At 36.7% G+C, this 19563-nt stretch carries 17 protein-coding genes; 7 read left to right on the top strand and 10 right to left on the bottom strand.

From position 1 onward, the window contains the following. Window positions 1–40: 40 nt before the first annotated feature. From MKX53_RS01520 to MKX53_RS01510, 3 genes are read right to left on the bottom strand one after another with little or no spacing between them, the layout of a single operon-like run. Window positions 41–1852, bottom strand: a complete 1812-nt coding sequence (locus MKX53_RS01520) for an ABC transporter substrate-binding protein (RefSeq protein ID WP_340908559.1) — start codon at window positions 1850–1852, stop codon at window positions 41–43. A 24-nt stretch (window positions 1853–1876) separates the two neighbouring features. After that, a complete protein-coding gene (locus MKX53_RS01515; RefSeq protein ID WP_340908556.1) occupies window positions 1877–3367 on the bottom strand; it encodes an ABC transporter permease in 1491 nt (496 codons plus the stop codon). 20 nt (window positions 3368–3387) lie between these two features. Beyond that, window positions 3388–4833, bottom strand: a complete 1446-nt coding sequence (locus MKX53_RS01510; protein WP_340908554.1) for an ABC transporter permease — start codon at window positions 4831–4833, stop codon at window positions 3388–3390. A 125-nt stretch (window positions 4834–4958) separates the two neighbouring features. Here MKX53_RS01510 and MKX53_RS01505 point away from each other — a divergent pair, with 125 nt between their 5' ends. Beyond that, window positions 4959–6710: an ABC transporter ATP-binding protein gene (locus MKX53_RS01505; protein ID WP_340908552.1), complete on the top strand. Its 1752-nt coding sequence runs from the start codon at window positions 4959–4961 to the stop codon at window positions 6708–6710. Between the two features lie 51 nt (window positions 6711–6761). Here MKX53_RS01505 and tatA read toward each other — a convergent pair whose 3' ends face one another. Further along, complete coding sequence (gene tatA, locus MKX53_RS01500; protein ID WP_340913205.1) at window positions 6762–6968, bottom strand: twin-arginine translocase TatA/TatE family subunit; 207 nt, start codon at window positions 6966–6968, stop codon at window positions 6762–6764. 471 nt (window positions 6969–7439) lie between these two features. Here tatA and MKX53_RS01495 point away from each other — a divergent pair, with 471 nt between their 5' ends. The 3 genes from MKX53_RS01495 to MKX53_RS01485 all read left to right on the top strand — a co-directional run bounded on the left by MKX53_RS01495 (window position 7440) and on the right by MKX53_RS01485 (window position 10303). Beyond that, entirely contained in the window at window positions 7440–7697 is a 258-nt protein-coding gene (locus MKX53_RS01495; RefSeq protein ID WP_340908550.1) for a hypothetical protein, read from the top strand. Window positions 7698–7779: 82 nt separating this feature from the next. Further along, complete coding sequence (locus MKX53_RS01490; RefSeq protein ID WP_340908549.1) at window positions 7780–8559, top strand: gluconate 2-dehydrogenase subunit 3 family protein; 780 nt, start codon at window positions 7780–7782, stop codon at window positions 8557–8559. A gap of 28 nt (window positions 8560–8587) precedes the next feature. Then, window positions 8588–10303: a GMC family oxidoreductase gene (locus MKX53_RS01485; protein WP_093536292.1), complete on the top strand. Its 1716-nt coding sequence runs from the start codon at window positions 8588–8590 to the stop codon at window positions 10301–10303. Window positions 10304–10481: 178 nt separating this feature from the next. Here MKX53_RS01485 and MKX53_RS01480 read toward each other — a convergent pair whose 3' ends face one another. Genes MKX53_RS01480 through MKX53_RS01470 form a run of 3 tightly spaced genes read right to left on the bottom strand, consistent with a single transcriptional unit; the run spans window position 10482 to window position 12190 of the window. Then, window positions 10482–11189 carry an alpha/beta fold hydrolase gene (locus tag MKX53_RS01480; protein ID WP_340908548.1) on the bottom strand — a complete coding sequence of 236 codons (708 nt, stop codon included), beginning with the start codon at window positions 11187–11189 and terminating at the stop codon, window positions 10482–10484. Beyond that, the gene (locus MKX53_RS01475) at window positions 11186–11797 is read right to left on the bottom strand and encodes a histidine phosphatase family protein (protein ID WP_340908546.1); all 612 of its coding nucleotides are present in this window, start codon (window positions 11795–11797) and stop codon (window positions 11186–11188) included. The genes MKX53_RS01480 and MKX53_RS01475 overlap by 4 nt, the downstream gene beginning before the upstream one ends. Window positions 11798–11812: 15 nt before the next feature. Continuing rightward, window positions 11813–12190: a PH domain-containing protein gene (locus tag MKX53_RS01470; RefSeq protein ID WP_093536298.1), complete on the bottom strand. Its 378-nt coding sequence runs from the start codon at window positions 12188–12190 to the stop codon at window positions 11813–11815. A gap of 279 nt (window positions 12191–12469) precedes the next feature. Between MKX53_RS01470 and MKX53_RS01465 the strand changes: the two genes are divergently transcribed. The 3 genes from MKX53_RS01465 to MKX53_RS01455 all read left to right on the top strand — a co-directional run bounded on the left by MKX53_RS01465 (window position 12470) and on the right by MKX53_RS01455 (window position 15314). Next, window positions 12470–12727 (top strand): hypothetical protein, encoded by a 258-nt coding sequence (locus MKX53_RS01465; protein ID WP_340908545.1) that lies wholly within the window; start codon window positions 12470–12472, stop codon window positions 12725–12727. 63 nt (window positions 12728–12790) lie between these two features. After that, window positions 12791–13552, top strand: a complete 762-nt coding sequence (locus tag MKX53_RS01460; RefSeq protein ID WP_340908543.1) for a gluconate 2-dehydrogenase subunit 3 family protein — start codon at window positions 12791–12793, stop codon at window positions 13550–13552. A 46-nt stretch (window positions 13553–13598) separates the two neighbouring features. Next, window positions 13599–15314, top strand: coding sequence for a GMC family oxidoreductase (locus tag MKX53_RS01455; RefSeq protein ID WP_093536304.1), 1716 nt, complete (start codon window positions 13599–13601; stop codon window positions 15312–15314). A 167-nt stretch (window positions 15315–15481) separates the two neighbouring features. On the opposite strand, the gene MKX53_RS01450 is transcribed toward MKX53_RS01455, so the two are convergent. From MKX53_RS01450 to MKX53_RS01440, 3 genes are all read right to left on the bottom strand, one after another. Beyond that, window positions 15482–16924 carry a carbon starvation CstA family protein gene (locus tag MKX53_RS01450; protein WP_340908541.1) on the bottom strand — a complete coding sequence of 481 codons (1443 nt, stop codon included), beginning with the start codon at window positions 16922–16924 and terminating at the stop codon, window positions 15482–15484. A 151-nt stretch (window positions 16925–17075) separates the two neighbouring features. Continuing rightward, window positions 17076–17804, bottom strand: a complete 729-nt coding sequence (locus MKX53_RS01445) for a LytR/AlgR family response regulator transcription factor (protein WP_340908539.1) — start codon at window positions 17802–17804, stop codon at window positions 17076–17078. Next, a complete protein-coding gene (locus MKX53_RS01440; RefSeq protein WP_340908538.1) occupies window positions 17804–19504 on the bottom strand; it encodes a sensor histidine kinase in 1701 nt (566 codons plus the stop codon). Before MKX53_RS01440 ends, MKX53_RS01445 begins: the two co-directional genes overlap by 1 nt. Window positions 19505–19563: the final 59 nt, after the last annotated feature.

Genomic DNA, 19563 nt, shown 5'->3' with positions numbered 1-19563 from the left:
TACAAATCAAAATTTGTATAGAAACTGGCGCTTATAGTTATTATTTACTTGAATTATAAGCCTCTAAGAATTCTTTCACTTTCGCTGGATCTGCAACTACTTCATTTCCAGTATCCACAAGTGGACTTACAGTAGAAACTGCTTTGTTTTTATTTCCTTGATAATAATTTAAAATTTCATCTTGGTTAATCGAATACAGAATAGCTTTTCTTAGATCTTCGCTATCTGATACTGCACGGTTTTTGGTATTGAACAATAGATAAGACACAGCGTTACTGTCACTTTTTTGAAGTGTTAACTTGCTATCCCCTTCTACTAAGTCATATTTTGTTTCTGGCACTCCGTTGAATATGTGAATTTCTCCATTACGTAATGCTGAAAGTGTGCTATCTGGATCTTGTATAAAACGTACAGTTACATTAGAGATTTTAGCTTCATTTTCCGTTCCTGTCATATATGCAGGGTTTTTCAAGAATATAGCTTCATAATCATTTTTGTGTGACAAAATATAAGGTCCGCTTGCATATAACGTATTGTTATATTTGGCACCTTCTGTAACGGTGTTTTGGTCCCCATAAGGGATATCTTTGTTAACATCGAATGATTCTACATCGTATGTGTTAATGCTTTCTACTTGTTTCTTAGACACGATACCTGCAGATTGGTGAGCTAAATAATTTAGTACTTGTGGGAATGGATTTACTGTTGTAATTTTCACTACCTGATATTTACCAGCTGCATTATCAGCAGCATTTTTGTCTTCTACTAATTCTGATATTTTGGCATCTAGGTCCTCTTCAAGTGCTTCTTTTACAGTAACTTCGCTACCAGACTGGTTTACATCAAGCTCTGCCAGATCCGTTACTACTTCTATTTCTTCCATACTTTCATGTAAGCTGTATGTGCGGTGATCTGGTACAGATTTTTCATCTTTAGCTCGGTTTAATGAGAATACTACATCGTCTGCTCCAACACGTTCCCCAGTATCCACTGCTTTTTCATCTGTAACTGCAGCAAAGTTGATATCATCACGAAGAAGGAAATAATAAGATTGGTTTCCTTCCGCAATGACATGGTTAAGTGATAAAGAACCTTCTGAGACTACTTTATCGTCATCTGTTAAATTTACAAGTCTTACATACATATTTGTATTTAACGTATTTATAGAACCGTCATTTCCTTTAATCGGGTCTAAAGATGTTAGTGCTCCGATTGGTTGTTGCATTATTAATGGTTGTGTCGCTCTTTTCGAAGTATCTACAAAGTCGATAGATTCCCATGCAATTGCACGTGATTTCGCAAGTCTTACTGTATCTGCATTTACAATTTCTTTGTTTACACCTTGTGCTTTGAACGAATTATATAAAGGGGCAATATATGCTTTATCAAGCACAAGACGTTGTTCTAATTGCTTATAAGTCTTCGTAAATTCTTCTTCCGTTTCTGTACTTGCTTGCTCTATTAACTTATCTACTTCTTCATCAGACATAATACTGTTATCACCATCTGATTTGAATAGTGAACGTACCGCATAATCAGGATTTCCAGTAACTGTTGTCCAGCTAGATAGTGCTAAGTCATAGTTTCCTGCATCTTTTTGTGCTGTAAAGCTACCGTAATCTGGTTGGATATTCAACTTCACATCAAAACCATTTTTAATCAGTTGGTCACGTACGATATTCATGTCCGCTTCCCCAGTACTCATACCTAACAGTTCAATAGCTACTGCACTATCATCTGTTTTTACATCTTTGTTATCATTTCCTTTATCCGCAACGTCGGACTTCGTATTTACACATCCTGCTAATATCACTACCAGAGTGATCAGGATTGCCAATAAACTTTTTTTCATATTCATTTCCTCCTAAATAATTGTTTAATCCATTCTTGGATCAAAAGCATCTCTTAACCCATCTCCTAAGAAATTGAAAGATAATACAAGACCTATAATTGCTAGCCCCGGTATAATCGCTAGATAGGAATGCGATTCAAGATAAGTACTACCTATTTTTAAAATATTTCCCCACTCCGGAATATGTGGTTCAACCCCTAGTCCAAGAAAACTTAAACTACTCGTTGCAATTACAGCTCCTCCAATTGTTAAAGTGGCTTTTACAATCATCGGAGCGAGTGAGTTAGGTACAATCTGTTTAAAAATAATCGAGAAGTCAGAAGCACCTAAAGCTCGTGCAGAATCGACATACTCATAGTTCGATACCATGAGTACGTTTGCTCTCATCGTTCGCGCATAGCTTGGAATTGCACCAACACTAAGTGCTAATATCAGGTTCATCGTGTTAGCTCCGAACGCAGCTATAATAGCAATCGCAAGCAAAATTCCAGGAATTGCATACAGGATATCAAGCAATCGCATAATAATATTATCCGCACGTTTTGTATAATATCCTGCTATTGCTCCAAGAACCCCCCCTATTATTAGAGGAATAATTGTAGAAGCAAACCCTACTAGTAGAGATATTCTTGCTCCAAAGATAATTCTAGAAAATAGATCCCTTCCAAAATCGTCTGTTCCAAAGGGATGCTCTAGGCTAGGTTGTTGAAGCAAGCTTCCATAATCATTTTCCACCGCCATATCATAATCGAATGTATACTTGCTACAAACTGATAGAGAAAGCATAAGTATGATGAAGAACATTCCTAATATCGCAGTGGAATTGCGAGTGATTTTACCCCAAATCGTGTTCCACTTTATAATTCTTGAACGATCGTGGCTCCGTATCTTTACTATTAAACTTATACCAAGTAACAGGTTAAACAAATTACCAGTTACAGATGAAGCAATCAATACAATAGCAATGACCAAAAACCAAGATGGTGCAGATTCATCCTGTACATATTTTGATACAAGAACTAAAGTTACTACTTGAAAAACCAGTATTCCCACCAGAATTCCCATTGCGGGTAAAAAAGTATCTGTCACATACGGCTTAAACATATTTAAAGCAGAGATTGCAATTACGAAAAGCTGTGTAAATAACATGTATACAGCAAATGTGTAATCTGGTGTTTTTTTGTTTTTTATCAAGTTAAAAGCAAATGATGCCGTAAAAACATTTGCACTCAATATACTTAAGAGTTGAATATATCCTAGCTTTCTTGTAATTGGCTGTATGGCACCAAATTTCAAAAGATCTTTTTTAATTTTCCATGTTAGGAAAAATTGATACAAAGTGAATAATGCATAAACTAAAAATATCGTAAAAACAAGAGACTTTATCGTTCCTTCTTTATAGTTAAAACTATTTATAAGGAAAACTAGGCTGACTACAATAGAAAGAACCAATGCAAAGTTTGCTTGCGTATACTCTCGAGACAATTTCAAAGCATGTTTTTTAAACGAGTTCACCCTCTACACCTACTTCTATATTACAGTTGCTTCATCTTAGATCGAATGCGAGGGTCAAAAAACGCATACAAAATATCGATGAGCACGTTTACTAATGAAATTGTTATAGCAATATATATGACCCCACCCATGATGGCAGGAATGTCGGGGATAAACTGTTTATCTACTATATAACTACCTATACCGCTAATATTGAATACTTTCTCTGTAACAGCTGCTCCCCCGAGCATATCTCCAAACAACAATCCAATTACTGTAATAATGGGAATCATTGCGTTACCAATAGCATGCTTCCATAGAACTTGACGTTCGTTTAGCCCCTTAGCCTTTGCCGTAATAATATAATCCTCATTTATTATTTCTAGCATAGAGGAGCGAGTCATTCTTGCAACAGAAGCTGTAAGCCCTGTGCCTAAAACTATTACTGGCATAATAATCGACAACATATTCTGAGGGTTATAAGTGGCAGGTAACCACTGCAGTTTAATAGAGAAATTTAATATAAATATTAAGCCCTGCCAAAAATTCGGAATAGATAATCCAATTAATGCGATAAACATAAAGGAATAATCTAGAAATGTATTTTGTCTAGTAGCTGATATGATTCCAACTGGAATGGCAATAATAATAGCCATTACTAGTGAGAAAATCGCAATTGTTAAAGTAATCGGGAACTTACTAGCAATACTAGCTGCTACGTCTTCATTTCCAGTAAAGGAAGCACCTAAGTCAAATGTGAAAATCCCTTTAACGGCATTCCATAATTGCATCAAGTAAGGCAGATCCAGACCATACGTATGATTAAAAGAAGCAATTTGCTCTTTCGTTGCAGATTCACCTAAAAGATTTGCAGCAGGATCAAAAGGCGACAAATATAAAATAGTAAATACTAGCACTGAGACACCTGCAATGACAAAAACACTCATAATAAGGCGTTCGAAGATAAATTTGATAAAGAAATTACTAAACAACAACAGCAATATATACATCAGTACTCCAGGTATAAAAGAAACAATTAAAAAGAGCGGATTTTTTAATAAACGTTGAAAATAGGAGATATAATTTAGCTTTGTTAAACCCTGACGTTCATACTCGTCATTTATTTTTTCTGCGAGTATTTTCGAGTAGCGTTCCTCTGTTAGCCTATCTACTTCCCGATTCATTTGCTGTTCATCCACTTTTTCCTGAAAGAAAGCATGTTTTCGAACGTATTGTTCCTTGAAATCACTTAATAACTTTTCTTTAAGCCCTACTGTTTGTAATGACTCATTTATTATTTTATGAATAGTAAAATATGTATCACTTTTTCTTTTAGATTGGTAAAAGAAAAAAATAATAAGATGTAAGGGTAATCCTAATACTAACAACAAATATTTGTAGGACAGTCGTTTCATCATTTTCTCAAAAACATATGAAAGATGATCAGAAAAACCAAAATTGAGCGATGGTTCTTTGTGTAATTCCATCGACTATTTACCTCCTTTCTGATATTGTATAATTCCTAGTGGTATTGTAAAGTATAGATAGGAAATTTTATTTAGTCAATGATATTTGTTTAATATTATATATAGGAATAGGTAGGTGTTTTACGTTGGAGACGGTTCTAAAGGTTAAAGATTTACATATCTCGTTTCTGACCAGCGACAAAGAATTTGAAGCTGTGCGAGGTGTCAGTTTTGAAGTGAAAAAAGGAGAAACTATTGGGATTGTTGGAGAATCAGGTAGCGGCAAGAGTGTTACCGCTCGTTCAATTATGAGATTACTCCCTTCCCCTCCTTCATTGTTAAAAAACGGCGAGATTGAATTTCTCGGAGAAAATCTTATAAATAAGTCAGAAAAAGAGATGGAAAGTATCCGAGGGCAAGATATTAGTATGATCTTCCAAGACCCTATGAGCTCCCTTAATCCTACTATTCGAATTGGCAAACAAATAACTGAAAGTTTGATCAAACACCAAAAGTTATCCAAAAAGGAAGCAAAAAAACAAGCGCTTGACCTACTCAAGTTAGTAGGAATTAAAAATAGCGAAGAACGCTTCAATCAGTATCCGCATGAGTTTTCTGGTGGAATGCGTCAAAGAGTCATGATTGCAATAGCATTGGCTTGTCGTCCTACTCTTCTGATTGCAGATGAACCTACAACTGCACTTGATGTTACCATTCAAGCGCAAATATTAAACCTCATGAAAGACATGCAAGCACGTTTTGGAACATCTATTATTTTAATCACCCATGATTTAGGTGTAGTGGCCGGAATGTGTGACCGAGTAGCAGTCATGAAGGATGGAGAAATTGTCGAAACTGGGACAACGGAAGAAATCTTTGAAAATCCTCAACATGACTATACAAAAAAACTACTTAACGCTCTTCCAAGATTAGATCAGAAAAAAAAAGCTAAACGTCCTTCTCTCCATTCCATTGGGACAGAAGACGGAAAACCTCTACTAGATGTACGTTCCCTTAAAATGAATTTCGATGTTGGAAAAGGCAATGTACTAAAAGCAGTTGACGATATTAGCTTTTTCATAAAACCTGGAGAAACATTAGGGTTAGTCGGAGAATCTGGTTCAGGTAAGTCTACAACTGGTAGAGCAATACTTCGACTTCATGAACCAACAGACGGAGATGTATTATATCAAGGTTTAGCGATAAATAGACTTAGTAAAGATGAAATGAAAACAATGCGTCGACATATGCAAATGATCTTTCAAGATCCCTACTCTTCATTAAATCCACGCTTTAAAGTATTGGATATAATCGGGCAAGCATTAGATATACACCGTTTAAGTAAAAACAACGAGGAAAGAAAACAGCGCGTGGAAGAATTACTCCTAATGGTGGGACTAAAACCTGAACACGCCATGCGGTACCCACATGAGTTTTCTGGTGGGCAACGCCAAAGAATCGGAATCGCTCGGGCACTTGCTGTTGAGCCTGACTTTATCGTTTGCGATGAACCCTTATCCGCTTTAGATGTCTCTATACAATCTCAGATTGTCGACTTGCTAGAGGATCTCCAACATCGTCTAGGGCTTACCTATTTGTTTATTGCGCATGACTTATCAATGGTCAAGCATATTAGTGATAGAGTGGCAGTTATGTACGCTGGGAAAATTGTAGAACTTGCAGAAAGCGAGGAGCTCTATTCTAAACCTCAGCACCCTTATACAAAATCATTACTAGCCGCAATTCCAATTCCCGATCCTAAAGTAGAGGCCAAGAAAAAACGGTCTCTAATGGAAGACAACTTAGAAATAGATAAATACCAATTGAGTCAATCCGAGTTAATAGAGGTATCCCCGGAGCATTGGGTAGCTATTCCTAAACAACATGCTCTAATCTAGCAACGCATATTAACGCATGCAAAAAGCCACCTAAATAGGTGGCTTTTTGCATTAGATATTTTTTTTAGTTTCTGTTTCTTTTTCTTCTATTCTAAATTCTTCTGCAACATCGTCTACTATATCTTTAGTTGAGTTTTTGAATTCTTTTAACGTCTCTCCAACTGCTCTACCCAATTGAGGTAACTTTTTCGGACCGAAAACGATTAAAGCAATGATTAATATAATGATTAAACCCGGTATTCCGATATTTGGCATTATAATCTCTCCTATACTTTTTCTATATAATTTTCACGTGGTTTTTGCAATAGTTGTTTATCTGACAAAAAATATTGGTTGTTTTGTATCAATTACACATTATACTCCTACGTTTAAATTTGTAAATACCTAGGTACTCAAAATGAATTGTGTGAGCTTGAAATGTCTCCTTAATACAAAATCTACTTTTTTCACTTCGCTAACTTTCTTGAGCTTTGTTTATGCAACTAGTTCTTTAGCTTTTTTCACCTTCAAAACACTAGTTACTTTATACCAATAACAAAGGCGTTTTTACTATAAATTTGCAATATTTTTGCGAATTTAATGTTTTTTCAGAATAAAACTATATTTTATAATCCGAAATAAATATGTAGTATTGAAGAAATAAAAGGAGTAGACTGGTAAACGGTTGTTTTGTTATGTATAAAAATTACATTTTCATAGTTTTGTGAACTATGTTAAAGGAGAATAAAAGTGACGCAATATAACTTAGAAGAATTAAAACTGTTGAATCAAGTAATTTTTGCTTTATTTATAGTAGCAGATTTAGCACTTGGTCTCTTTTACTATAATAATGAGTTCCCTTGGTTCGCGTTAATAGGTTCAAGTATTGGACTAGCTATTATTGTTCTTTGCTGGACTGGAAAAAAATATATATACTTTATCTCATTTTTATTGGTTTATACTATCCTATTCTCATTAGTTTATAACTGGCATGCATTTTTTCATTAATTAGATTATTTTTTTATTTCATTGTTTACTTGAATAAACAATTTAAGCTACTTTTCTACTAATTTACGTTGGAGGTTATATTATGTCAGAACAGGAAAAAAAGGCTCCATACTTAGATAAACGTTCATCTAGACGTACATTTATCAAAAATTCCGGATTAACAGTTGGTGGAGTTGTATTAGGTGGAGCACTCGGTTCTTTACTAGGTAAAGACTCAACATCTAAAACTCACGAAACTAGCGTTCACTCAACATCTGCTGCGGTGAATTACAACCAAGCACTAATGTATTTTGACAAAGCACAATTCGATACGATAGATGCGGCAACAGAACAAATTTTCCCTAAAACAGAAGTAGGACCCGGTGCGAAAGAATTACTTGTTGCATATTATATCGATCATCAACTTGCAGGAAGCTTCGGCCTTAACTCAAGAGAATATATGACTGGTCCTTTCTTCCCTGCAGAAGCAGTTCCACAACAAGGGTACCAAACCCATTTAAATCGTCAGCAAGTTTTTAACCTTGGAATTACAGCTTTAAATACAGAGGCTGCGAAGAAATTCGATGAGAAACCTAAATTTGCTGATTTAACAGAAGAACAACAAATCGAGATCTTAAAAGATTTCGAAGCTGATAAAGTTAAATTAAGCGGAGCTGTTAGTTCATCCTTTTTCTTTACTTTGCTTAGAAAAGTAACGATTGAAGGAGTATATGCTGATCCAATGTATGGCGGTAATAAAGATATGGCAGGTTGGAAAATGAAAAATTTCCCTGGACATCAAACGAATTATATGAACGTATTAGAAAAAGATGAATTCGTGAAAATCGCTCCTATGAGCTTAAACTCGCAGCATCAACATTAATATCTACCAATAGAAAGGGTGAAAAACTTTGGCAACTAAATTACCAAAAACAGATATAGTTTTAGTAGGGGTAGGTTGGGTAGGCGGTATTATTGCAGCTGAACTGACAAAAAAAGGATATAAAGTGGTAGGTATTGAACGTGGTAAAGAACGTTCTACTGAAGATTATTTTATGGCTCACGACGAATTACGATACGCAGATCGTAAAGAAATGATGCAGGATCTTTCAAAAGAAACACTTACATTCCGTCATAATACGACACAACGAGCATTACCTTATCGTGAATGGGGTAGCTTCTTAATTGGAGAGGGAACAGGTGGTTCAGGAGAGCATTGGAATGGACAAACTTTCCGCTTCTTACCATACGATTTCGAGATCTATTCAGAAACTGTTAAACGTTACGGAAAAGGTAAAATCCCTAAAGGGATGATGCTTCAAGACTGGGGTATAACTTACAAAGAGTTAGAACCTTACTTTGATAAATTCGATGCTATGACTGGTATTGGCGGCGAACCGAATCCATTGCCTGGTTCTCCACAAGTTAAATATCCTAACCCACCAATGTTGGAAACACCTGTTACAGCATTATTCAAAAGTGCAACTAAAGATCTTGGATATCATCCATACCATATGCCATCTAACAATTTAACACAACCATATACAAATCCAGATGGTATTGCTCGTAGTGCTTGCCAATATTGTGGTTTCTGTGAACGTTTTGGTTGTGAATATGGAGCGAAAGCATCACCAGTAGTTACAGTATTACCTGTAGCTAAGGAAACAGGGAACTTCGAAGTTCGGCCTCATTGTGTAGTACGTAAAGTTCTACACACGAACGGAAAAGCTACAGGTGTACTTTATGTAGACACACGTACTGGTGAAGAGTTTATTCAAGAGGCAGATGTAGTTGTAGTTTCAGCCTATCAAATGAATAATATTAAACTTCTATTAAATTCTCAACTTGGCCGCCCATATGATCCAGTTACTGGTACAGGAGTTATTGGTAGAAACTATGCATATCAAACATATCTGGGGACTGCTGTAGGTTTCTTCGATAAAGATTTTAATATGTATGCTGGAGCAGGTGCTCTAGGAGCTCAAATTGATGACTTCAATGGAGACTTCTTTGATCACACTGACTTAGATTTCTTACATGGTGCTACAATTCATATTACACAACTAGGGGATCGCCCTATTGCGAATAATCACGTACCACCAAACGTTCCAAGTTGGGGCAAAGAGTTTAAAGACGCTTCTGTCCAAAACGCAAACCGAGCTCTTATCATTAAAGCACAAGGAGCTTCCCTTCCTTGGCAAGATAATTACATCGATCAAGATCCAACGTATAAAGATGCATTCGGTGACCCATTACTTAGAATGACGTTCAATTGGAAAGACCAAGACCGTCAACTAATGAAATTTATGGGCGAAAAATGTGCTGAGATCATGAAGCAAATGGGTGCAAAAGAAGTTAAAATGACTGGTGATGAAATCGGCGATTACGATATTCGTAACTATCAGTCTACTCATAATACTGGTGGAGTAATTATGGGTGCTGACCCAGAAACAAGTGCTTTAAACAGTTACTTACAAATGTGGGATTGTGAAAACGTATTCGTACCAGGTGCAAGTGCCTTTGCACAAAACTCAGGATACAACCCAACGAACACTGTTGGCGCATTAGCATATCGTGCTGCTGAAGGTATTGAAAAATACTTAAAAACTGGCGGATCTTTAGTTTAAAAACGAGACGCTTCTAAATGAACAAATAATATTTGCTTAACTATAACGATAATTTCTACTCATAGAATTAGCCAACAACTTAAAAACTGCTACCTTCTTTCCATCAAAGAAGGTAGCCGTTTTTTAATATATGGATTCATCCTCAAACTTCCAACTACTCTTTTGGTTTCTAAGAAACTTACACAGTCTTTATAAATACTTCTAATATCTTTGTGTAAATTTCAGGCTGTTCATCATGAACCAAATGCCCTGCAAACGGTACAATTGCAATACGTACATTTGAATTTATCTCAGGATAAATGGATGCACCGATAGTTTCATTCCGCTTTTTCTCCCCTACGATGAATAGTACTGGGAATTCAAATTTTGTTACTGCCTTTACATCTTCAAATGGATACCAGTTTTCGTTTTTTCCAAAATGAATGAACTGTCGCCAATCAGATTCATGTAGGTGATCAAAGTAATTAGCGAATTCTTTGTTTTGTAATAAATTATTTTGCCCACTAACATCTTCCTTATGAATTTCCAACCAGTTGTCCGGCTTTACTGGTGTAACTCCTGAAATAGCTAACGTAATAACCCTTTCTGGAAACATGTGTGCAAATTTAATCGCTACAAGTGCACCCAACGAACACCCTACGAGATGAACAGCAGAAACTTTTAAATAATCCAGCGTTTCCAATAAATCCTTTGCAGAATCCTCAAAGAAATTTTGTATATTTTCTGTTTTAGATCCACCATGACCTCTCAAGTCTGGAGAAATCACTTGGTAATTATGGCTAAAATACTCTCTTTGAAACTCAAAATCTAATAATCCAGTTTGCAAACCTGTATGTACAAAAACGATAGGTTTCCCATTACCCATAACATTTGTATGCAATATCAATCTATCTCACCTTTTAAATGTTCCTGTTTATTTAGAAACCTAATAATCCTTGCCTTCTCTTTTATTTCTAATAGATGGAGTCCGGTATCACTTGTCGCAAACCCAAATTCACTTTCATTAGGCTGCTTTAAAAATGCTTTGATGAATTGAGAGATAAACCCACCATGAGAGACAATTGCCACCCGATTATATCCCTGATAATCTTGCATGATTTTGTGAAAAATTCTTTCTGCACGAAAGCGAAACTCTAATTCTGATTCACCCTGTTCAATAGGAATATGTAATGGTCTTCCTGCTAGAGGTAGTGGATACTTCACCCGAGCTACCTCCTTAGAAAGTCCCGCTAGCACACCATTATTAAATTCCATTAAATCAGTTTCAATGAGCAAGTTGCAGCCGACGAATTTTTGTAGTATTTCGGCAGTGCCCATTGCTCTTAATAAAGGACTTGCTAAGATAATATCAGGTGGTAGATGTTCTGCTACGTATGCCCCCATTGTATTTGCTTGCAGCTCCCCTAATTTAGTCAAGGTGAAGTCTGCTCTTCCTTCATGCACTCCCAGTAAATCTGCCTCCGATTGTCCATGTCGTATAATAAGTAACTCCACCTGCACATCTCCCTTTTAACGCATTACATATTCCGCTAATACACTTTGTACCTTATATATATTTAGGGTTTTATTGAATTTCTTTTGTATAGGAACTGAGCTTCCGGATAACCAAATTTTTAGTTCCGCGTCCAGATCAAAGGTGCCAGCAGTTTCAATTGAAAAATGCACGATACTTCTATATGGAATAGAATGATACTCTACCTTTTTTCCACTCATACCTTGTTTATCAATAAGCAATAACCGCTTGTTTGTAAAAACGATTAAATCCCGGATAAGTTTATACGCATGTTCTACCTTTTCAGAAGAGGCTAGTAAATCCTTTAACTCACTTTCAACCTGGCTATTTTCTATCTCCGACACATTCCCCATTAGCCCATCTAAAAATCCCATCTCTATTCCCCCTAATACATTTTAGTAACTATTCCATAGTTGTATCCCAATCTCCTGCTAGGATATGAAAAAAGCCTACTCCTAATTACAATATATTGATATCGCATAGTAACATTTTTATTATCTGAATATTTTTTTATTTAATTTTCGCAAATATTATCTAGAAACCAAGATAAAAATAGGATACACTGAGTACGATTTGTTTTGTATTATTACTCTTTAATAATTAGTATAAATTAAATTTACTAAACAAATAGTATAAGTCAAAGGAGAAATAAAGTGACGCAATATAATTTGGAAGAATTAAAAATTTTGAATCAAGTATTATTGGCATTATTTATAGTAGCTGATTTTGCTCTAGCTCTTTTCTTCTATAATAGTGCATTCCCATGGTTTGCTTTAATAGGCTCGGGTCTTGGTCTAGCCATTATCGTTCTTTGTTGGACAGGAAAACAGCATTTGTACTTTATAAGCTCTTTAATTGTATTTACTGTACTGTTTTCTATCGTCTATAACTGGCATTCCATTATCCATTAGTTTTTTTTGCATAAATATTTACCTAGTTAAAATTCTCAACTACTTATAATAGGAGGTTATATTATGACTGAACAGAAAAAAAATACACCTGTTTTAGACAAACGTTCATCGAGACGTACTTTCATCAAAAACTCAGGTTTAACAGTTGGTGGAGTCGTTTTAGGAGGAGCCCTAGGGAGTCTTCTCGTAAAGGATGGAAAGACTACAACGAATGAAACAAATGTGCACTCAAGTACTGCTCCTTCTAATCCAAATGTTGCTTTAATGTACTTTACACCCGAACAATATCGTATAACGGAAGCTGCTTCTGAGAGAATTTTCCCGAAAGATGAAAACGGTCCTGGTGCAAAAGAATTACTTGTTGCCTACTATATTGACCATCAACTTTCAGGTGCTTGGGGCATGGGATCAAAAGAATATACATCTGGACCATTCTTCCCTGGAGAAGATACCCAAGGTTATCAAGGCCGCCAAAATCGTCAACAAATCTTTGAAATTGGTTTAAAAGGAATCCAAGATCAAAGCTTAAAAACATATGATAAATCTTTCATAGAACTTTCGGAAGATGAACAAGACGCAGTATTAACCGAGTTCGCTGATGGAAATGTGGAGCTTAAAGGTGTATCCTCTGCTCATTTCTTTGGTGTCCTAAGAACAGCAACAATTGAAGGCGCTTACGCTGATCCTCTATATGGTGGTAATGCAAATATGGAAGGCTGGAAGATGAAGAATTTCCCAGGACATCAGATGAGCTTCCTGGATATTATTGAAAAAGAATTTACGAAGATTGAACCGATGGCGTTAAATTCTCAGCACAAACATTAATAGAATCATAGCTATATAGAAATTGACGATTGAGGAGGAAATAATAATGGTAACAAAATTACCTAAAGTAGATGTTGTCACAATAGGTGTTGGTTGGTCCGCTGGTATCATCGCGGCTGAGCTGACAAAACAAGGTAAAAAGGTTGTTGGATTAGAGCGCGGTAAAGAGAGAAAAACAGAAGATTATTTTATGGCCCATGATGAGCTTAGATATGCAGTTCGACATGAAATGATGCAAGATCTTTCAAAAGAAACAATTACTTTTCGTAATAACGACAAAATGCGCTCTCTTCCTATGAGATCTTATGGTTCATTTTTACTCGGTGTTGGTGTTGGTGGTTCTGGTGCCCACTGGAACGGTCAAAACTTCCGTTTCCTTCCATATGATTTTGAACTGCGTAGTAAAACAATTGAAAAATATGGTTTAGATAAAATACCTGCTGATATGACTATCCAAGACTGGGGTATTACATATGATGAGATTGAACCTTATTATGATCAATACGAAAAAATGGCAGGTATTTCTGGCGAAGACAATCCACTAGGTGGAAGACGCTCTAACCCATTCCCTACTCCGGCGATGAAAAAAACAGAGGCAATGCGCTTATTTGATGAGGCTACAAAAAAAATGGGTTATCATCCGTATGTGCAACCTTCTGCCAATCTATCTGAAAATTATACAAACCCAGATGGAATTTCTCGAGTAGCTTGCCAATATTGTGGATTTTGTGAGCGTTTTGGCTGTGAATATGGTGCAAAAGCAGAGCCTGGTGTAACTGTATTGCCAGTTGCAAAAGCTACTGGGAACTTTGAAGTTCGTCCACATTCTGAAGTACGTCGTATTTTATACTCAAACGGAAAAGCTACCGGAGTTCTTTACACAGATTTAACTACTGGGGAAGAATTTGAACAATCAGCTGATGTTGTCGTATTATCAGGATATGTATTTACAAACGTTCGTCTTCTATTACTTTCTGGAATTGGAAGACCTTATGACCCAACTACTGGTACTGGCGTTATTGGGAAAAACTATGCCTACCAAATTCGTAAAGGTAGAGCAACTGGATTCTTCGATGATCATAAATTCAACAACTTTGCTGGTGCCGGCGGTTTAGGTATGATTATTGATGATTTTAACGGAGATAACTTTGATCACACTGATTTAGATTTTATTCACGGTGGGATGATTATCCTTGGTCAAACAGGACAAAGACCTATCGCTAACAACCAAGTTCCATCTGGCACAAAATCTTGGGGTAAAGATTTTAAAGATGCTTCCCTAAAATATACAAATGCTTCCTTAACGGTAAGTGGTGAGGGTGCTTCGATGGCTTATAAGCAACATTTCCTAGACTTAGACCCTACTTATAATGATGCATTTGGAGATCCATTAGTTCGAATCACTTTTGATTTCGAAGAACAAGACCGTCAATTGACGAAGTACTTGGCTGAAAAGTGTGAAGGAATTCTGAAAGAAATGGGTGCGAATCATGTGGATGTTAGTGGAGATCTTGGGCCTTACAATGTAGCTGAATATCAATCCACTCATAATACTGGTGGTGTAATTATGGGTGCAGATCCTGAGACATCTGCAGTCAACAACTACTCACAAATGTGGGATGTTGAAAATCTATTTGTTGTAGGGGCTTCTTCATTCCCGCAAAATGCTGGATACAACCCAACTGGTACTGTAGGTGCATTATCTTACCGTGCGGCTGAAGGTATTCTTAAGTATATGGAAAAAGGCGGATCGTTAATTTAGTAGTAATTTCATAGAATTAGTCAACAACAAAAAGCTACTCACTTCTTTCTATTAAAGAAGTGAGTAGCTTTTCTCTTACTAACCCCCAATCTTAGGAGGGTATTTAAAAAATCACGGAGAAACTATTTCGTTTCTCCGTGATTTAGTTCATGCAAGCCTATTTACTGTTATTCAGTCACATTATCCACTACTACATCCGTTTCAATCTGGTTTGCTCTATTATTTTTTGCTTTAATAAAGAACATGATTGTCAAAATAATTGTTAATACTATTCCAATATAGAAGGATAGTTCCAAGTCTAACCTAAATCCAATCTTTGCGTTTAAGATATAGACAAATACCATATAAGTGATAAACAGTGCCGGGATTAGCGACACAATGTAGTTCTTTCCTTTAATGAACAAATACATTGTCGCAATCCATAAGGCGATTGCCGCTGTTGCTTGGTTTGCCCAAGAGAAATATCTCCACAAGATGTTGAAATCAATTTGCGTTAACATCGCCGATATAGCAAACAATGGAACAGCAATCATCAAACGTTTCGCCACTTTTTTCTGATCAATTTTCAAATAATCTGCAATGATTGAACGTGCAGCACGGAACGCTGTGTCACCTGATGTAATTGGTAGTACAACAGCACCCAGTACCGCAATTGTTCCACCAATAGCTCCTAATAAAGTCATGGATACTTCATTAACTACTGCAGAAGGTGTCCCTGTTGCGATAAATTCACTTAATGTTTGCCCGTCTAGCATACTCATTGCTGCTGCAGCCCAGATCATCGCTATGACTGCTTCCGTAATCATCATGCCATAGAATACATAACGACCTTGTGATTCTTTTTCGACAGTTCTCGAAATAATTGGTGATTGTGTCGCATGAAAGCCAGAAAGTGCACCACATGTAATCGTAAAGAATAGAATCGGGAAAATTGGTACATTATCTGGGTGCATGTTTGTTAACGACAATTCTGGAATTGTATAATCAGAGACTAGTAAAGCAACTCCAACCCCCACGGTACCAATCAGTAGTACTGCGCCAAAGTATGGGTACAGTCTCCCGATAATTTTATCAATTGGAAGAATTGTAGATAAGAAATAATAAATAAAAATAACTAAAATTAATATCCATAACGCTACTTTACCATCCATTAATAACGCTAATAAAGAGGCAGGTGTCGTTACAAATACTGTCCCGACTAATAAAAGAAGCAGTAATGCGAAAACGTTTACAATATGTTTCGAAACGTTACCTAAGAACTTTCCAGCTAACTCTGGAATATGTGCACCTTTGTTGCGAATGGAGATCATACCCGTTAAATAGTCGTGTACAGCCCCTGCAAAGATGGCTCCTAAAACAATCCATAAGAAAGCGACTGGTCCGAATAACGCACCCATAATTGGTCCAAAGATTGGACCAGTTCCTGCTATATTTAGCAGCTGGATGAGCGCATTTTTTTGTTTATTCATCGGTACGAAGTCAACGCCGTCTGCATTTGCATATGCAGGTGTTTTTCGAGCATCTGTAGGATCAAAAATCTTTTCAATGAATTTCCCATAAGTAAAATACGCGACAATTAATAGCGCAATTGCACAAAAAAATGTAATCATTTGAGCCCTCCTATTTCCTTCTATTTCTGAATTTAGTTTTTCTTGCGATAAGGTATATTTAGTTTATGGCAAATTTTCAAAAATAGGAGTATTTCGGTTCAACATGCAAGTTTAAGAGTTTAACATGCAAATAGTGGGAGATAACATGTTATTACAGTTCTAAACGCTGGCGTAATTCTTTAACGTAATTTCTACTGACAGAAAGCTTCTGTTCTAATCCTTCCAACTCTAGCTGATACGCACCATTAAACCATGGTGTTAAGCGGCTGACGTATTTCAAATTAACGAGATATCCCTTATGAATTCGAAAAAATGAAAATGGTACTAAACGACTTTCAAGCTCTTTCAAAGTTGTCCGCACATCATATCCATCGGTTTGCGTAATAATTTTCGTTACTTTGTCATCTCGATAGATATACAAAATATTCTGCGGTAGAATATAATCGATTTCACCGCCAGTTTCTATCGCCAATTTCCCAAGCTTCTCCATACTGTCAGCCGTTGGTGCGGGATATAACGTCTTTTCTATTCGCTCTATCGTTTGCTCTAGTAGTCTTTCATCGTACGGTTTCAATAAATAATCGACGGCATTAATCCGAAAGGCCTCTGCCGCAAATTGTGGATAAGCCGTTGCAAAAATGATGAGTGGCACTTTTTTAAACCCCGACAAGGTTTTAGCTACTTCTATTCCATTCATTTTAGGCATCTCGACATCTAGAAAAACAACATCCGGATGGATCTGTAATGCCTTTAAAATTGCAGCCTCTCCACTCTCTGCCTCCCCTACCACTTGAACTCTTGGAAACTTACCTAGTAAATACGTTAATTCCTCTCGTGCATAGCGTTCATCATCTACAACCAATATAGTAATAGATCCCATCAGGCATCCCCCCCCAATTTAGGAATTCTAAAGGAAATAGCTGTTCCTTCATTCTCTTTACTTACAATCTTTAAACCCGCCTGGTCTCCAAACGTCATTAGTAGTCTACTATTAATATTGAATAATCCTACTCCAGTTCCTGATTCGGACTCGAGCGGCATTGTGCCCAGAACAGCAAGTCGTTCAGGTAATATTCCTTTCCCATTATCTTTCACCATAATCTCAATTTCTGCATCAAAGTCACGTACCGTCATCTTAACCACACTATTATTTTCCATATCCTTAATGCCGTGGTGAATAGCATTTTCAACAATGGGCTGTAATGTGAAAGGAGGAATCTTTTCATTTAGCAAATGTTCATCCACGTCATATAAAATGGTCAGTCGATCTATAAATCTAGCTTCAGTTATTTCCAAATAAGCTTTAACATGCAATAGCTCTTGCTCAAGTGTTATTTGAGACGCAGTTGTCCCTGTGACATTTTGTCGCAAAAAATAGGATAATGACGTCAGTAGTTTCCTTGCCCGATCAGGATCTGTACGAATCAACGACACAATAATATTCATAGAATTAAATAAAAAGTGGGGATTGATTTGCGCCTGTAACGCTTTGATTTCAGCCTCTTTTGCCAACTGATAAGCATGATCAGTTTCAGCAATTTCTAGCTGGTTACTTAATAGGGAGCTCAATCCGACAATTAGTTCAATATTATCTTCAGTTATGACTTTTTCAGATGGATAGTATAGTTTCAGTGTGCCAATGGTTTCTCCACGCTGTATAAGTGGGACAATGACTGCTGCTCCTAATTGACAGCCTGGATAATTGCAGTGAATGGTGCCATCATTGACAACAACTACCTCTCCATGTTGTATGACGTTTCTGGTTTCATCTGTCCGAATCGGACTACCCCCCTTATGATGATCACTGGCAATTCCAACATGCGCAAGAATGTCCGTTTGGTTGGTCATAGCAACAGCACTTGGTTGTAATTCACGGAATAGAATATTACAAACGGCTTGTGCAGTGACAGTGTTCATGCCGGTGCGTAGGTAGCTTAGTGTTTGATTTGCAATACGCAGCATTTTCTGTGCTTGCAATGCCAATACTTTCTCTTGTTGGCTGATCACATTATAGACAATCAGTATAAATAGTGCAGTTCCTACACCATTAGCTAAAATCATCGGTATACCAATGATCTTAACCAATGTAAGTGATTGCTCAAATGGTTTTGATATCAATAAAATCATAGACATTTGCATCGCTTCAGTAAATGCCCCTATAGCAAAGACAGTAAGCGGTTTAAGTGCCCTTTCTTTTCGATAAAAAATTCCTGCAACAGCTCCCGCTATGATAGTTGATAGACCACAAGACACAGCTGTAAATCCACCTAATGTCATACGATGAATACCTGCAATCAGTCCCGCACCAATCCCCACACGGTAGCCGCCTAACAGACCTGCAACGACCACACCGATAACACGTGAATTTGCAATAGCTTCCTCTGAACTCAAAACTGTTGCGACACTATTAAAATGCAGTGAATTCGTATCGAGTGCAACTCCAAAATACGTTCCCACAATACCAAAAAAGCCAAAAAATAAGATCGCCGCAATCTCCTGCTTGCGATTCAATTTATCACGATACACTAAGTTTTTAAAAAACTGAAAACGAGTCAAAATAAAGGCAACAGCAACTATCATGCCAACCCTCTCAAGCATTATAGCAAGCAAGTCCAACAACAGAATCCCACCTTACAAAA

It is taken from the genome of Psychrobacillus sp. FSL K6-4615, from assembly GCF_038008225.1.
Classification (GTDB): domain Bacteria; phylum Bacillota; class Bacilli; order Bacillales_A; family Planococcaceae; genus Psychrobacillus; species Psychrobacillus psychrotolerans.
The sequence above is the reverse complement of the archived record's forward strand: the minus strand, read 5'-3'. Positions and strand labels throughout refer to the sequence as shown.

Bases quoted from the DNA above. Each gene is read 5' to 3' on its own strand.
- MKX53_RS01520 (WP_340908559.1), bottom strand. From the start codon at position 1,852: ATGAAAAAAAGTTTATTGGCAATCCTGATCACTCTGGTAGTGATATTA.
- MKX53_RS01510 (WP_340908554.1), bottom strand. From the start codon at position 4,833: ATGGAATTACACAAAGAACCATCGCTCAATTTTGGTTTTTCTGATCAT.
- MKX53_RS01490 (WP_340908549.1), top strand. From the start codon at position 7,780: ATGTCAGAACAGGAAAAAAAGGCTCCATACTTAGATAAACGTTCATCT.
- MKX53_RS01470 (WP_093536298.1), bottom strand. From the start codon at position 12,190: ATGGGATTTTTAGATGGGCTAATGGGGAATGTGTCGGAGATAGAAAAT.
- MKX53_RS01460 (WP_340908543.1), top strand. From the start codon at position 12,791: ATGACTGAACAGAAAAAAAATACACCTGTTTTAGACAAACGTTCATCG.
- MKX53_RS01455 (WP_093536304.1), top strand. From the start codon at position 13,599: ATGGTAACAAAATTACCTAAAGTAGATGTTGTCACAATAGGTGTTGGT.
- MKX53_RS01450 (WP_340908541.1), bottom strand. From the start codon at position 16,924: ATGATTACATTTTTTTGTGCAATTGCGCTATTAATTGTCGCGTATTTT.
- MKX53_RS01445 (WP_340908539.1), bottom strand. From the start codon at position 17,804: ATGGGATCTATTACTATATTGGTTGTAGATGATGAACGCTATGCACGA.
- MKX53_RS01440 (WP_340908538.1), bottom strand. From the start codon at position 19,504: ATGATAGTTGCTGTTGCCTTTATTTTGACTCGTTTTCAGTTTTTTAAA.